Consider the following 13,622-nt stretch of genomic DNA (forward strand, 5'->3'; position numbering starts at 1 on the left):
GCAAGTTCATACAGACTTCTGTATGCGCATGATGAGCGGCGCGTCCGGGCACGGGAGACCGGGACGGAGCCGGACACGGGGACGGCCCCCGCCCGGCGAAACCGGACGGGGGCCGTCGACGTCCAGGCGTCAGGCGCCGCGCAGGGTGGCGCCGCAGCGTTCCGCGGCCCGGGCGACCGCCGCGTCCCGCGCGGCCACCGCCTCCTCCACGGTCAGCGTCCGGTCGGGGGCCCGGAAGGTGAGCTTGTACGCCAGCGACTTCCGGCCCGCCCCGAGCTGCTCGGAGGCGTACACGTCGAACAGGCGCACCCCCTCCAGCAACTCGCCGGCGCCCTCGACCAGGGCGCGCTGCACCTGCGCCGCCGGGACCGACTCGTCGACCACCAGCGCCACGTCGATCAACGCCGGCGGGAAGCCGGAGACGACCGGCCCGGACGCCACCGGGGCCGCCGGCAGCGCGTCCAGGTCCAGCTCCAGGGCGCTGGTCCGCCGGGGCAGCTCCAGCGCCGCCACGACCGCCGGGTGCAGCTCGCCGGCGTGCCCGACCACCGTGCCGTCGACCAGCAGCTCCGCGCAGCGGCCGGGGTGCCACGGCGCGTACTCGGCGGCCCGGACCTCGACCCGGTGCGCGGGAATGTCGGCGGCGGCGAGCACGTCCCGGCCGGCCTCCACGGCGTCCGCCCAGCCGGCCGCCCGGCCCGCGCCCCACCAGCCGGCCGGCTCGATGTCGCCGGTCAACACGACGGCGACGTGCCGGGGCTGGTCGGGCACCACGGCGTCGGCGGCGGCGAACTCCTCGTCGCTGGGTCGCCGGTCCACGCCCATCGCCGGCGGGCGGCCGGCGCCGGGACGCGGGTGGAAGACCGCGCCGATCTCGTACAGGGCGAGGTCGCGCTGGCCCCGGCCGAGATTGCGCTTCACGATGCCGAGCAGCGGGCCGAGGAGCGTGGTGCGCAGCAGCGGCTCCTCCTCCGACAGCGGGTTGGCCAGCCGTACCGCCTGCCGGCGCGGGTCGCCCTCGGGCAGGCCGAGCTGGTCGGCCAGCTCCGGGGCGACGAACGGGTGCGCCAGCACCTCCACGTACCCGCGCTCGGCGAGCGACCGGGCCACGGCCCGGCGGCGACGCTGCTGCCAGGTCAGGCCGCGGCCGGGCGGCGCCGTCGGCAGCACCGACGGCACCCGGTCGTACCCGTCGAGGCGGACCACCTCCTCGACCAGGTCCGCCGGGTCGGTCAGGTCGGGCCGCCAGGTCGGCGGGGTGACGGTGAGCGCCGCGCCGTCGCCGGCGGCGACGCCGACCTCGCCCGGGTCCTCGCCGAGCCGGTCGGCGCCCTGGGCGACGGTGCAGCCGACCTGCTCCAGCAGGGCCACCACCCGCGCCGGCGGGTAGGTCACGCCGATCCGCCGGGTCGGCAGGTCGACCGGCAGGACCACCGGGGTACGCGGCCGGACGTGGTCGATGTCGAGGATCTCGTCCCCGGCCGTGCCGCCCGCGTGCTCGGTGAGCAGCCGGACCGCCCGCGCGATGGCGACCAGCGGCAGGGCCGGGTCGACGCCCCGCTCCCACCGCTTCGCCGCCTCGCTGAACAGCCTGTGCCGGCGGGCCGTGCGCCCCACCATCACCGGGTCCCAGTGGGCGGCCTCGAAGAGCACGTTCGTCGTCCCCGCGACGACCTCGCTGGTCTCGCCGCCCATCACGGCGGCGAGCGAGATCGGGACGCCGGCGCCCTCGCCCACGAGGGGGTTCGGAAGCCCGGCGTCGCAGATCACCATGTCCTCGGGCGCGAGCGCGCGGGTCACCCCGTCCAGCGTGGTCAGCTTCTCCCCCGCCTCGGCGCGGCGGACCACCAGCGGCCCGGCGATCCGGTCGGCGTCGAAGGCGTGCATCGGCTGGCCCAGTTCCAGCATCACGTAGTTGGTGATGTCGACCGGCAGCGAGATGCTGCGGATGCCGGCGACGGTGAGCCGCCGCTGCATCCAGCCGGGGGTGGCCGCCGTCGGGTCGACGCCGCGCACGAGGCGGGCGGCGAAGCGGTCGCAGCCGACCGTGTCCCGCACCTCGACCGGGTACGCCGGGGCCTCCGTGCCGCCGGGAGCGGGCGCCAGGCCCGGGTCGCGGAACGGCACGCCGAGGGTGTGCGACAGCTCGCGGGCGAGGCCACGCAGGCTCATCGCGTACCCCCGGTCGGGGGTGATCTCCAGCTCGACCACGACGTCGTCGAGCCCGACGACCGGCCGCGCGTCGTCGCCCGGCTTGGCCGGGGTGTCCTCGGGCAGCACGATGATGCCCGAGTGGTCGTCGCCGAGGCCCAGCTCCTTCGCGGAGCAGATCATGCCGTTGGAGTTGCGCCCGTAGGTCTTGCGCGCGCCGATGGCGAAGCCGCCGGGCAGCACGCCGCCGGGCAGGATGACCACGACCCGGTCGCCCGGGGCGAAGTTGCGGGCCCCGCAGACGATCTCCTGCGGCTCGCCGGTGCCGTTGGCGTCCCCGACGTCGACGCGGCAGAACCGGATCGGCTTCTTGAAGCCGGTCAGCTCCTCGATCTCCCGGACCTCACCGACCACCAGCTGACCGGTGACGGTCTCCCGCAGGTCCACGACGGACTCGACCTCGATGCCGAGGTCGACCAGGGCCTGCTCCAGGTCGCCGGCGGGCAGGTCGGCGGGGAGGTCGACGTACTCCCGCAGCCAACTGACAGAAACTCGCATGACTCAGACCACCGTCTCCGTAACTCGTACCCGCATCGCCTACGCCCCGGCCCCGAACGCGCGGGTGAACCGCACGTCGCCCTCGGCCATGTCCCGCATGTCGCTGACCCCGTGCCGGAACATCACCGTCCGGTCGATGCCCATGCCGAACGCGAATCCCGAGTAGACCTCGGGGTCGATGCCGCAGGCGCGCAGCACCCGCGGGTTGACCATGCCGCAGCCGCCCCACTCGACCCAGCGCGGGCCGTCGCGGTGCTCCGGGAACCAGACGTCGAACTCCGCCGACGGCTCCGTGAACGGGAAGTAGTGCGGCCGGAAGCGGGTCTTCGCGCCCTCGCCGAACATCGCCCGGGCGAAGTGGTCCAGGGTGCCGCGCAGGTGCGCCATGGTGATGCCCTTGTCCACCACCAGGCCCTCCACCTGGTGGAAGACCGGGGCGTGGGTGGCGTCCAGCTCGTCGGTGCGGTAGACCCGCCCCGGCACGATCACGTAGATCGGCGGCTTGCGGGTCAGCATGGTGCGCGCCTGCACCGGCGAGGTGTGGGTGCGCAGGACAAGGCCGGAACCCGCCGGCTCGCCGGCCGTCCCGGCGGTGCCGTCGGCGGGTGCGATGTGGAAGGTGTCCATCAGGCCGCGGGCCGGGTGGTCGGCCGGGATGTTGAGCGCGTCGAAGTTGGTCCACTCCAGCTCGACCTCGGGCCCCTCGGCCACCTCGTAGCCCATCCCGACGAACAGGTCACTGATCTGCTCCATCAGGGTGCTGATCGGGTGCCGGGCACCCCGGGGCCGCCGGTCGTGGGGCAGCGTCACGTCGACGCGCTCCTCCACCAGCACCCGCTCCGCCTGTTCCCGCTCCAGGACCTCCTGGCGGGCGGCGTAGGCGGCCTCGACGGCGCGGCGGGCCTCGTTGACCCGCTTGCCGGCGTCGGACTTCGCGGCCGGCGGCAGCGCGCCGATCTCCCGGCGTGCCAGCGACACCGGGGACCGGTCGCCGAGGTGCGCCGGGCGCAGCGCGGTCAGCGCGTCCGGGTCACCGGCCTCGGCGAACGCCTTCTCGGCGGCGGCGACAGCCTCGGCCAGGGCGGCCGGGTCGAGCAGGGCGACCTGCTTCGGGTCGTACGGATCGTTGCGGTAGCTCATGGCGTACGGGCACTCCCTCACGGCGGCGCCAGCCCTCACGGGGGCGGCGAAGCGAGTCTACGGACGCGCGGCTGTGCCGCAGCCCGCCGGTGGGAGTTGCGCGGAAAGCAGGTCAGGCCCGCCGCCCGCCGACACCGGCGGGCTGGCTAAACGAACGCCGTGGCGCGTTCACGGGCGGATGCTCTCCTCTGCTGGGTGCCTCGCGGGACCGGTGTCCGGTCACCGCTGCGCTCTCGCTGAAGCGTACAGGCAGACGGCGGCGGCCGCAGCCAGGTTCAGGCTCTCGGCGCGCCCGTGCAGCGGCACCCGGACGCGAGCGTCGGCGGCGCCGGTGAGCGCCTCCGGCAGGCCGTGCGCCTCGGAGCCGAACAGCCAGGCGGTGGGGGCGGCGAGCCGGCCGGCGTCGGCGAGGTCGTCGAGGTCGTCCTCGCCGTAGCCGGTGGTGGCGAGCACGGTGAGGCCGGCGGCGCGCAGCGCGGCGACCACGTCCAGCGGGTCGGGCGCGCGGACCACGTCGACGTGGAAGAGGCTGCCGGCCGAGGCCCGGACGCACTTGCCGTTGTACGGATCGACGGCGTCGCCGGCGAAGACGACCGCGCCGGCTCCGGCGGCGTCGGCGGTGCGCAGCACGGTGCCGGCGTTGCCCGGGTCGCGGATCTCGGCGAGCACCGCGACGAGGCGGGGCCCGCCGGCCAGGGCCCGCTCCAGGGGCACGTCGAGGTGCCGGCAGACGGCGACCAGGCCCTGCGGGGCGACGGTCTCGGCGAGGGCGGCCAGGGCCTCGTCGGTCACCTCGGAGACCGGCACGTCGGCGCGGGCGGCGCCGGCGGCCAGGTCGGCGTGCCGGTCGAGGGCGGTGGGCGTACCGAAGAGTTCGGTGACCACCCCCGGGCGGGCCAGGGCCTCGCGGACCGCCTGCGGCCCCTCGGCGAGGAACCGGCCGGTGGCCTCGCGGTCCCGGCGGCGCTGGAGCCGGCGGGCGGCGACCACCCTGGGGGTACGCGGGGTGAAGGGGCCGGAGACAGCGTCGAGGCGTCTCCCGCGCGATGGTGACTGCATGGGAGACGCCTCGATCTGCTGGTGCGCGGGGATCAGGCGGCCTGGGCCGCCGCGCCGCCGGTGCCCTCGGCCGTGACCGCGGCCCGGGCCAGCTCGACGATCGCCGCGAACGCGGCGGCGTCGTTGACGGCCAGGTCGGCCAGGATCTTGCGGTCGACCTCGATGCCGGCCAGGCGCAGGCCCTGGATCAGGCGGTTGTAGGTCATCCCGTTGGCGCGGGCGCCCGCGTTGATCCGCTGGATCCACAGCTGCCGGAAGTCGCCCTTGCGGTCGCGACGGTCCCGGTAGGCGTACTGCATCGAGTGCAGCACCTGCTCCTTGGCCTTGCGGTAGAGGCGGGAGCGCTGACCGCGGTAGCCGCTCGCGGTCTCCAGCAGGGTACGGCGCTTCTTCTGGGCGTTCACAGCCCGCTTGACGCGTGCCATCTCAACTCCTTCTTACGTCAGGTGGCGCGCGTCAGCGGCCGAGCAGCTTCTTGATGCGCTTGACATCGGCCTTGGCCAGCACGACGGTGCCGGTCAGCCGACGGGTCTGGGTGGAGGGCTTCTTCTCCAGGTTGTGCCGGAGGCCGGCCTGCTGGGCAACGATCTTGCCCTTGCCGGTCACCTTGACCCGCTTGCCCATCCCCGTGTGGCTCTTCATCTTCGGCATGTGGAACGTCTCTCCCCTGTTACTCGCCGCTGGTTTCGGCGACTGTGCCGGTGTCACCGGCCGCTGCGGTCTCGCCGGCCGGGGCGGCGCCCTCGGCTTCCCGCTCCCGCGGCCCGCCCCGGGCGGCCGTCGCGGCGACTGCGGCGGCCTTCGTGGCGCGGTGCGGCGCAAGCACCATGATCATGTTTCGGCCGTCCTGCTTCGGCGCGGCCTCGACGTACCCCAGCTCCGAGATCTCCGACTCGAGCCGGCGCAGGAGCCGGTAACCCAGCTCCGGGCGGCTCTGCTCGCGACCGCGGAACATGATCGTCACCTTGACCTTGTCGCCGGCCTTGAGGAACCGCACCACGTGACCCTTCTTGGTCTCGTAGTCGTGCGGGTCGATCTTCGGCCGGAGCTTCATCTCCTTGATGACGGTCTGCTGCTGGTTACGCCGCGCTTCGCGCGCCTTCAGTGCGCTCTCGTACTTGAACTTGCCGAAGTCCATGAGCTTGCACACCGGAGGGCGCGCCATCGGCGCAACCTCGACCAGGTCCAGGTCTACGTCCGCGGCCAGCTGAAGGGCGCGCTCCAGCGGGACGATGCCCACCTGCTCACCCTCGGGGCCGACCAGTCGGACCTCACGTGCCCGGATCTGCTCGTTCACGCGTGGTTCGACGCTGATGGGGCCTCCTCGAGTCAAAGTCTCCTGCGTGGCCGACCCCGCGGCTCCCGGATGGGAGCCGACCCGGAAAGCAGAAGGCCCCGGCGCATGCCAGGGCCCGCTCGACCGGTCGGCACAATCACATGATCGCGCATCCGGCGCCGGGACGTGCCCGGAACCGGTGACCGGACCCGGCCACCGTGGCGGCGACTCGGGTGGGAGCAGGCGCTCCTCTTTCATGGCTGTCTGGTCACGGGCGACTTGCTCGCACGCGGAGACAGCCTGGTCGACTCGACAACACTACACCCTCGCCCGAGCGCCCCCAAACCGGGCACCCCCGGGGGCGGGCCAGCGGCCTCGCCGGCGGCGGCTCAGCGGCCGGTCGCGCCCTCGGCGAGGCGGGCCTGGTGCGCCTGGTGCAGCCGGCGCAGCGCGCGGACCCCCTCGACGGCCAGCTCCTTGTCGGCGGCCTGCAGGGCGACCATCGGCAGCAGATCGTCGTCGTGCAGCTCCAGGCTCGCCCAGGGCGCGCCCCGGTCGAAGCGGACCCCGCGGACGACCTCCCACGGCAGCTCGTACGAGCCGAGGACGTTGCGCACGCGCACACCGCGCCCGTCCGCCTCCACCCGGGGCCGGGTGAAGAGCAGGAAGCCGAGGGCACCGAACACGCCGAGACCGACCATCGCGACCTGGTCGCCGCGTTGGAAGCTGCCGTAGCCGTTGCCGGTTGCCCCGGTCAGCGAGGTGGCCACCAGGCTGAACACCACGAGGAGCACGGCCGCCGAGGTCCAGCAGACCACCCGGATGCGGCGCGGGCGGAGGCGGATCGTCTCGGTTTCACTCACCCCACCAGTCTGCCACCCGCTCCGGGCCGCTCGTCCGCCGCCACACGGGCGGACGGCACCTCGGCGCGGGTACGCGACCGGGCGGAGCCCCAACCGGCGATCAGCGCGGCCAGCAGGGTCAGCAGCGCGCCGGCGAGCACCGGCAGCCGGACGCCCGGCCCGCCCGGCACCAGCGCGTCCAGCAGCAGGGCGCCGCCCAGTTGCCCGGCGACCAACGCCAGGCCGGTACGCAGCACCCCGATCGCGGGCACCCCGACCACCAGGCTCGCCACGATGACCACGCCGAGCAGGCCGCCGGTGTAGAGGTACCAGGCGTCCGGCCAGGTCGGGGCCGGGCCGGTCAGGACGCCGGCCAGCGCCGCGACGAGCAGCACCACCGGCGTGGCGGTGGCGAAGTTGACCGCGACCCCGGCGACGGCCGAGCCGGCGGCGGAGACCCGTGCGTTCAGCGCGGACTGGAGCGCGACGGCCACCCCGCCGGCCACGGCCAGCAGCACCAGCCCGAGGGCGAGGTCGCCGACGGGCCGGCCGAGCTGGGCCAGCGCCACGGCGGTCACGCCCAGCAGGGCGCCGGCCACCCGCGCCGGGGTGAGCGCCAGTCGCCCGACCGGCGCCAGCCCCGCCCGGTCCACGGCCAGCCCGCCGAGGCTGCCGCCGGCCACCTGCGCGATGGTGAAGACCGCCACCCCGAGCACCGGGACGATGTACGCGCCGAGCAGCACGATGGCCGCCCCGCCGAGCCCGCCCAGGTACGCCCACCAGGGCAGCCGGGCCCGGCGCAACGCGACCAGGCCGGCGCGTGCCGAGGGCAGTGCCAGCACCCCGACGCCGATCAGCAGCGTCCCGCCGAGGTTGTTGACCACCGCGCCCAGGGTGGCGTTGCCGGCCCGCTCGCCCAGCTCGGCGTTGGCCACGCCCTGCGCCGCCGAGGCGAACCCGGCGAGGGTGACCACCACCATGGCCGCCCACGGCGGCAGGACGCGCGGCACCGGCCGGGCCGGGATGCCCGCCGCCGCGGGTGGGCCGCTCACAGCCGGCAGGCGTGGATGTTGGTGACGAGGATCGCGCGGGCACCGAGCTCGTAGAGCTCGTCCATGATCCGGTGCACGTCGTCGCTGAGCACCATCGCCTGCACGGCCACCCAGCCCTCGCGGTGCAGCGGGGAGACGGTCGGCGACTCGATGCCCGGGGTCAGCGAGCTGGCCCGGTCCAGCAGGCCGGCCGGCACGTCGTACGCGAGCATCACGTAGCGGCGGGCCACCAGGACGCCGTGCAGGCGGCGCAGCAGCTGCTCCGACTGCGGGTGCGCCGGCGCGCCGGTGCGGCGGACGAGCACCGCCGAGGAGCGCAGCAGCGGCTCGCCGAAGACCACCAGGCCGGCCTGGCGCAGCGTGGTGCCGGTCTCCACCACGTCGGCGACCACGTCGGCGACGCCGAGCCGGATGGCGTTCTCCACCGCCCCGTCCAGGCGGATCACGTCGGCCTTCACGCCCAGCTCGGCCAGGTGCCGCTCGACCAGCCCCGGGTACGCGGTGGCGATCCGGTGCCCGCCCAGCTCCCGTACGTCGTCGACGTCCTCGGGGCGGGCGGCGAAGCGGAAGGTGGCCCGGCCGAAGTCGAGGTCCACCACCTCCTCGGCCGGCGCGCCGGAGTCGATCAGCAGGTCGCGGCCGGTGATCCCGACGTCGAGGTCGCCGGAGCCGACGTAGGTGGCGATGTCCTTGGGCCGCAGGTAGAAGAACTCGATGTCGTTGGCCTCGTCCCGGCAGACGAGGTCCTTGGGGTCGGTGCGCTGGCGGTAGCCCGCCTCGCGCAGCATCTGGGCGGCCTTCTCGGCCAGGGCGCCCTTGTTGGGTACGGCGACACGCAGCATGACGGAGTGCTCCTTCGATCGGATCTGATCAACGTCGGGGCGCACTCACAGATGTCGGTAGACGTCCTTCAGGTCGAGGCCGCTGGCCAGCATCAGCACCTGGACCTGGTAGAGCAGCTGGGAGATCTCCTCGGCGGTCCGCTCCGGCCCCTCGTGCTCGGCGGCCATCCACGACTCGGCCGCCTCCTCGACGACCTTCTTGCCGATGAAGTGCACGCCCTTCTCGAGCGCGGCGACCGTGCCCGAGCCAGGGGTGCCGGCGGCGGCCTTGGCCTGCAGCTCGGCGAACAACTCCTCGAACGTCTTCACGCCGCGATTCTTCCAGCCGCCCGCCGAGGTCTCGTGCTCCGGGTCCGGCCGCGTCGTCTTCCCCACCGCATCCTCCCGAGGGGTGGGACGGCCCACGCCGGTCGATCGACCCGGCCGCCCCACCGCCGGCCCCGGCGCTCAGCCGCCGAAGCCGACCCGGTGGCCGCTGGTGGCAATGCCCCGGATGGCGAGGGCGGCGTCGAGCGCGGCGACCGTGGCCGCCCAGCCCTTGTCCTCCGCCGAGCCGGGCAGCCCCGCCCGGTCCCGGGCCTGCTCGATCGTGTCCACGGTGAGGACGCCGTGCGCCACCGGCTTGCCCTCGTCCAGCGCGACCCGGGTCAGCCCGTCGGTCACCGAGCGGCAGACGTAGTCGAAGTGGGCGGTGGTGCCCCGGACCACCACGCCGAGCGCGACCACCACGTCGCAACGGCGCGCGAGGGCCTGGGCCACCACGGGCAGCTCGACCGAGCCGGCCACCCGGGCGGTCACCGCGCGGGCCCCGCACGCCTCGGCGGCGGCGACCGCCCGGTCGAGCATGTGGTCGGTCAGCTCCCCGTGCCACCGCGCGGCAACCACGCCGACCGTCATTCCGGCGGCGTCCACCGCCGTCACGCCCGGCTCCCCGAAACCTGCCATGTCTACGCTCCGATCTCGTCGCCGGGGACCGGCCGGCCCATCGGGGCCTCGGTGACCTCGTCCAGCTCGTCCAGCAGGTGCCCCATCCGGTCCCGCTTGGTGCGCAGGTAGCGCACGTTCTCCGGGTGCGGCCGCACCGGCAGCCCCTCGCGGCCGGTGACGGTCAGCCCGTAGCCCTCCAGGCCGGCCCGCTTGGCCGGGTTGTTGGTGAGCAGCCGCATCGAGCGCACCCCGATGTCGTAGAGGACCTGCGCGCCGGTGCCGTAGTCCCGGGCGTCGGCCGGCAGGCCCAGGTCGAGGTTGGCGTCCACGGTGTCCCGGCCCTGGTCCTGGAGCTGGTACGCCTGGAGCTTGTGCAGCAGGCCGATGCCGCGCCCCTCGTGGCCGCGCACGTAGAGCACCACGCCGCGCCCCTCCTCGGCGACCCGGTCCAGGGCCGCGTCGAGCTGGGGGCCGCAGTCGCAGCGCACCGAGCCGAAGACGTCGCCGGTGAGGCACTCGGAGTGCACCCGCACCAGCACGTCCCGCCCGTCGCCGATCTCGCCCATGACCAGGGCGACGTGCTCGGCCGAGTCGTGCTCGCTGCGGTAGCCCAGCGCCCGGAACACCCCGTGCCGGGTCGGCATCCGGGCCTCGGCGACCAGCTCGACCTGCTTCTCGGTGCGCCGCCGGTACGCGACCAGGTCGGCGATGGTGACCAGGGTCAGCGCGTGCTCGGCGCAGAACTTCTCCAGGTCCGGCAGCCGCATCATGGTGCCGTCGTCGTTGACCAGCTCGCAGAGCACGCCGGCGGGGCGCAGCCCGGCCAGCCGGGTCAGGTCGACGGCGGCCTCGGTGTGCCCGGGCCGGCGCAGCACGCCGCCCTCCCGGGCGCGCAGCGGCACCACGTGCCCGGGGCGGGCCAGGTCGGTCGGGCCGGTGCCGGGGTCGGCGAGCAGCCGGATGGTGTGCGACCGGTCGGCGGCGGAGATGCCGGTGCTGACCCCCTCCCGGGCGTCCACGGTCACCGTGTAGGCGGTGCCCCGCCGGTCCTGGTTGGTGTGGTGCATCGGCGGAAGGTCCAGCCGGTCGCACTCGCTCTCGGTCAGCGGCACGCAGATGTAGCCGGACGTCCACCGCACCATGAACGCGAGCAGCTCCGGCGTCGCCAACTCGGCGGCGAAGATCAGGTCGCCCTCGTTCTCCCGGTCGGCGTCGTCGACCACGACGACGGGCCGGCCGGCGGCGATGTCCGCCACCGCCTGCTCGATGCTCCCAAAGGTGGTCATGCCACGGCCTCCGAGTAGGTCTGCGGGATCGGGGCGGGCGCCGGGCGGGCGACCCGCGAGGTGCGCCACCAGGCGACGACGCCCCAGGCGCAGAAGGCGCCGTAGACGAGGTACATGGCCGCCGAGGGGTAGAACCCACCGCGTAGCAGCAGCGGCACGCCGACGGCGTCGACGGCGATCCAGACCAGCCAGAAGTCCACCCAGCCGCGGGCCATGCCGTAGGTGGCCAGCAGGCTGCCGGTGAGGATCCAGGCGTCCGGCAGCGGGCCCCAGGAGCCCAGCGCGGCGAGCACCGGGTAGAACGCGGCGGTGCCGAGGACGGCGGCGGCCAGCAGGCCCAGCCGCTCCCGGCCGGTGGCCCAGCGGGGCGCCACGGCGGCCTGGTCGTCGTCGCCGCCGTGGCGGCGGTTGCGCGACCAGCGCCACCAGCCGTAGAGGCTGACCGCGAAGAAGAAGACCTGCCGGCCGGCCTGCCCGTAGAGGTCGTGCGCCTGCGGCGTGGCGAAGACCCCGCCCAGGAACACGGTGAACAGCAGCGCGTTGCCGATCATGCCGACGGGCCAGGCCCAGACCACCCGGCGCAGGCCGAACAGGGCCGAGGCCAGCCCGAAGCCGTTGCCGACGATCTCCCGGACCAGCACCGGCGAGCCGCCGATGCTCAGCTGCGCGTCGAGCAGCCACCCGAGCGGGCCCATCAGGCCGCCCCGCCCGCCGCGGCGGCGTCCGGCAGGCCGGCGACCGGGGCGCCCGTGCCCGGGAGCCCGCCGGGCGGGCCGGCCTCGGGGCGGCCGGGGTCGGCCAGCCGGGCGCCGAGCAGCCGCTCGACGTACTTGGCGAGGACGTCCACCTCGAGGTTGACCGGGTCGCCGACGCCCCGCGCGCCGAGGGTGGTCAGCTTCAGCGTGGTCGGGATCAGCCCGACGGCGAACCAGTCCGGGCCGACGTCGGCCACGGTCAACGAGACGCCGTCGACGGTGATCGAGCCCTTCTCCACCACGTACCGGGCCAGGGCGGCGGGCAGGCGGAACCGGACGGTCTCCCACTGCGCGGCCGGCTCCCGGGCGAGCACCTCGCCGACGCCGTCGACGTGGCCCTGCACCAGGTGCCCGCCGAGGCGGCTGCCGAGCGCGGCGGCCCGCTCCAGGTTGACCGGGTCGCCGGCCCGCAGCCCGCCCAGCGCGGAGCGGCGCAGCGTCTCCCCCATCACGTCCGCCGTGAAGACCCCGTCGACGGCGTCCACCACGGTCAGGCAGACGCCGTTGACCGCGATCGAGTCGCCGTGCCGGGCGTCGGAGGTGACCAGCGGGCCGCGGACCGCGACCAGCGCCGAGTCACCCGCCGTCGGAGTGATCCGGACGACCTCACCCAACTCCTCGACGATGCCGGTGAACATGTCAGCCCTCCCTCTTCCGGGGCAGCGCGGTGATCCGCAGGTCCGGTCCGACCTGCGTGACGTCGACGTACTCCAGGTCGATGGCCTCGGCGATGGTGGTCACACCGGCGTCCACCAGGGCGGTCGGGCCGGCGCCGAGCAGCCGGGGCGCGACGTAGCCGACGATCTTGTCGACCAGGCCGGCGGCGAGGAAGGCGCCGGCCAGCGTGGGGCCCCCCTCCAGCAGCGCCGCCCGGACCCCGCGCCCGTGCAGCGCGGCGAGCAGCGCCGGCAGGTCGACCCGACCGTCGGGCCCGACGCCGACCTCCGCGGCGGTGGCGACCCACGTCCGGGCCGCGCCGTCGCGGACCCGGGCGTCGACCGGCGTACGCCCCGCCGAGTCCACCACCACGCGCAGCGGCTGCCGGATGCTGAGGGTGCCGTCGCGCAGGTTGCGGGCGGTGAGCCGGGGATCGTCGGTGAGCACCGTGCCCACCCCGGCGATCACCGCGTCGACGGTGCCGCGCAGCGCGTGCACGTCCATCCGGGCCGCCTCGGAGGTGATCCACATGCTGGTGCCGTCGGCCGCCGCCGACCGGCCGTCCAGCGTGGCGGCGAACTTCCAGATCACGTACGGCCAGCCGCGGCGCATCGAGGTGAGCCAGGCGATGTTGCCGGCCTCGGCCTCCACCTCGCGTACCCCCAGGTCCACCTGGACCCCGGCGGCGCGCAGCGTGGCGGCCCCGCCGGAGGCGACCGGATTGGGGTCGGGCACGGCGATGACCACCCGGGCGACGCCGGCCTGGACCAGCGCGGTGCTGCAGGGACCGGTGCGGCCGGTGTGGTCGCAGGGTTCGAGGGTGACCACGGCGGTGCCGCCGCGGGCGCGCTCCCCCGCCTGGGCGAGCGCGACGATCTCGGCGTGCGGCCCGCCGGCGTAGGCGTGGAACCCCTCGCCGACGACCTGGCCGTCGACGTCCAGCAGCACGCAGCCGACCACGGGGTTGGGGCTGGTCGTGCCGAGACCGCGCGCGGCGAGTTCGACCGCGCGACGCATCGCCTCGTCGACGGAGACGCCCCCCATTGCCCTGCCCTCTCATTCGCCGGTCGGCGCGCG

15 protein-coding genes are annotated in these 13,622 nt (G+C 75.0%); all 15 read right to left on the minus strand.

The window, feature by feature from the left end; genetic code table 11:
- Positions 1-129: 129 nt before the first annotated feature.
- The 15 genes from pheT to ribD all read right to left on the minus strand — a co-directional run bounded on the left by pheT (position 130) and on the right by ribD (position 13,589).
- The gene (gene pheT / locus ACZ6Q9_RS22570; protein WP_393456504.1) at positions 130-2,709 is read right to left on the minus strand and encodes a phenylalanine--tRNA ligase subunit beta; all 2,580 of its coding nucleotides are present in this window, start codon (positions 2,707-2,709) and stop codon (positions 130-132) included.
- A gap of 39 nt (positions 2,710-2,748) precedes the next feature.
- Positions 2,749-3,849: a phenylalanine--tRNA ligase subunit alpha gene (gene pheS, locus ACZ6Q9_RS22575; protein ID WP_393263746.1), complete on the minus strand. Its 1,101-nt coding sequence runs from the start codon at positions 3,847-3,849 to the stop codon at positions 2,749-2,751.
- 219 nt (positions 3,850-4,068) lie between these two features.
- Positions 4,069-4,908 carry a TrmH family RNA methyltransferase gene (locus ACZ6Q9_RS22580; protein WP_393263748.1) on the minus strand — a complete coding sequence of 280 codons (840 nt, stop codon included), beginning with the start codon at positions 4,906-4,908 and terminating at the stop codon, positions 4,069-4,071.
- Between the two features lie 32 nt (positions 4,909-4,940).
- Positions 4,941-5,333: a 50S ribosomal protein L20 gene (gene rplT / locus ACZ6Q9_RS22585; RefSeq protein ID WP_184184750.1), complete on the minus strand. Its 393-nt coding sequence runs from the start codon at positions 5,331-5,333 to the stop codon at positions 4,941-4,943.
- Positions 5,334-5,364: 31 nt separating this feature from the next.
- Positions 5,365-5,559: a 50S ribosomal protein L35 gene (gene rpmI, locus ACZ6Q9_RS22590; RefSeq protein ID WP_007458415.1), complete on the minus strand. Its 195-nt coding sequence runs from the start codon at positions 5,557-5,559 to the stop codon at positions 5,365-5,367.
- Between the two features lie 19 nt (positions 5,560-5,578).
- A complete protein-coding gene (gene infC, locus ACZ6Q9_RS22595) occupies positions 5,579-6,205 on the minus strand; it encodes a translation initiation factor IF-3 (RefSeq protein WP_357457708.1) in 627 nt (208 codons plus the stop codon).
- Positions 6,206-6,573: 368 nt separating this feature from the next.
- Complete coding sequence (locus ACZ6Q9_RS22600; protein ID WP_393263749.1) at positions 6,574-7,047, minus strand: PH domain-containing protein; 474 nt, start codon at positions 7,045-7,047, stop codon at positions 6,574-6,576.
- A complete protein-coding gene (locus ACZ6Q9_RS22605) occupies positions 7,044-8,078 on the minus strand; it encodes a DMT family transporter (protein WP_393263750.1) in 1,035 nt (344 codons plus the stop codon). Before ACZ6Q9_RS22605 ends, ACZ6Q9_RS22600 begins: the two co-directional genes overlap by 4 nt.
- Complete coding sequence (hisG, locus tag ACZ6Q9_RS22610) at positions 8,075-8,920, minus strand: ATP phosphoribosyltransferase (protein ID WP_393263751.1); 846 nt, start codon at positions 8,918-8,920, stop codon at positions 8,075-8,077. Before hisG ends, ACZ6Q9_RS22605 begins: the two co-directional genes overlap by 4 nt.
- Positions 8,921-8,965: 45 nt before the next feature.
- Positions 8,966-9,229 (minus strand): phosphoribosyl-ATP diphosphatase, encoded by a 264-nt coding sequence (locus ACZ6Q9_RS22615; protein WP_088947482.1) that lies wholly within the window; start codon positions 9,227-9,229, stop codon positions 8,966-8,968.
- 138 nt (positions 9,230-9,367) lie between these two features.
- Entirely contained in the window at positions 9,368-9,865 is a 498-nt protein-coding gene (ribH, locus tag ACZ6Q9_RS22620; RefSeq protein WP_350708915.1) for a 6,7-dimethyl-8-ribityllumazine synthase, read from the minus strand.
- Between the two features lie 2 nt (positions 9,866-9,867).
- Entirely contained in the window at positions 9,868-11,133 is a 1,266-nt protein-coding gene (locus ACZ6Q9_RS22625; RefSeq protein WP_393263752.1) for a bifunctional 3,4-dihydroxy-2-butanone-4-phosphate synthase/GTP cyclohydrolase II, read from the minus strand.
- Positions 11,130-11,828, minus strand: a complete 699-nt coding sequence (gene pnuC, locus ACZ6Q9_RS22630) for a nicotinamide riboside transporter PnuC (RefSeq protein ID WP_357457685.1) — start codon at positions 11,826-11,828, stop codon at positions 11,130-11,132. Before pnuC ends, ACZ6Q9_RS22625 begins: the two co-directional genes overlap by 4 nt.
- Entirely contained in the window at positions 11,828-12,526 is a 699-nt protein-coding gene (locus ACZ6Q9_RS22635; protein WP_393263754.1) for a riboflavin synthase, read from the minus strand. Before ACZ6Q9_RS22635 ends, pnuC begins: the two co-directional genes overlap by 1 nt.
- A 1-nt stretch (position 12,527) precedes the next feature.
- Positions 12,528-13,589 (minus strand): bifunctional diaminohydroxyphosphoribosylaminopyrimidine deaminase/5-amino-6-(5-phosphoribosylamino)uracil reductase RibD, encoded by a 1,062-nt coding sequence (gene ribD, locus ACZ6Q9_RS22640; protein WP_393263756.1) that lies wholly within the window; start codon positions 13,587-13,589, stop codon positions 12,528-12,530.
- Positions 13,590-13,622 lie beyond the last annotated feature (33 nt).

This window comes from Micromonospora sp. NPDC049139 (genome assembly GCF_055586845.1).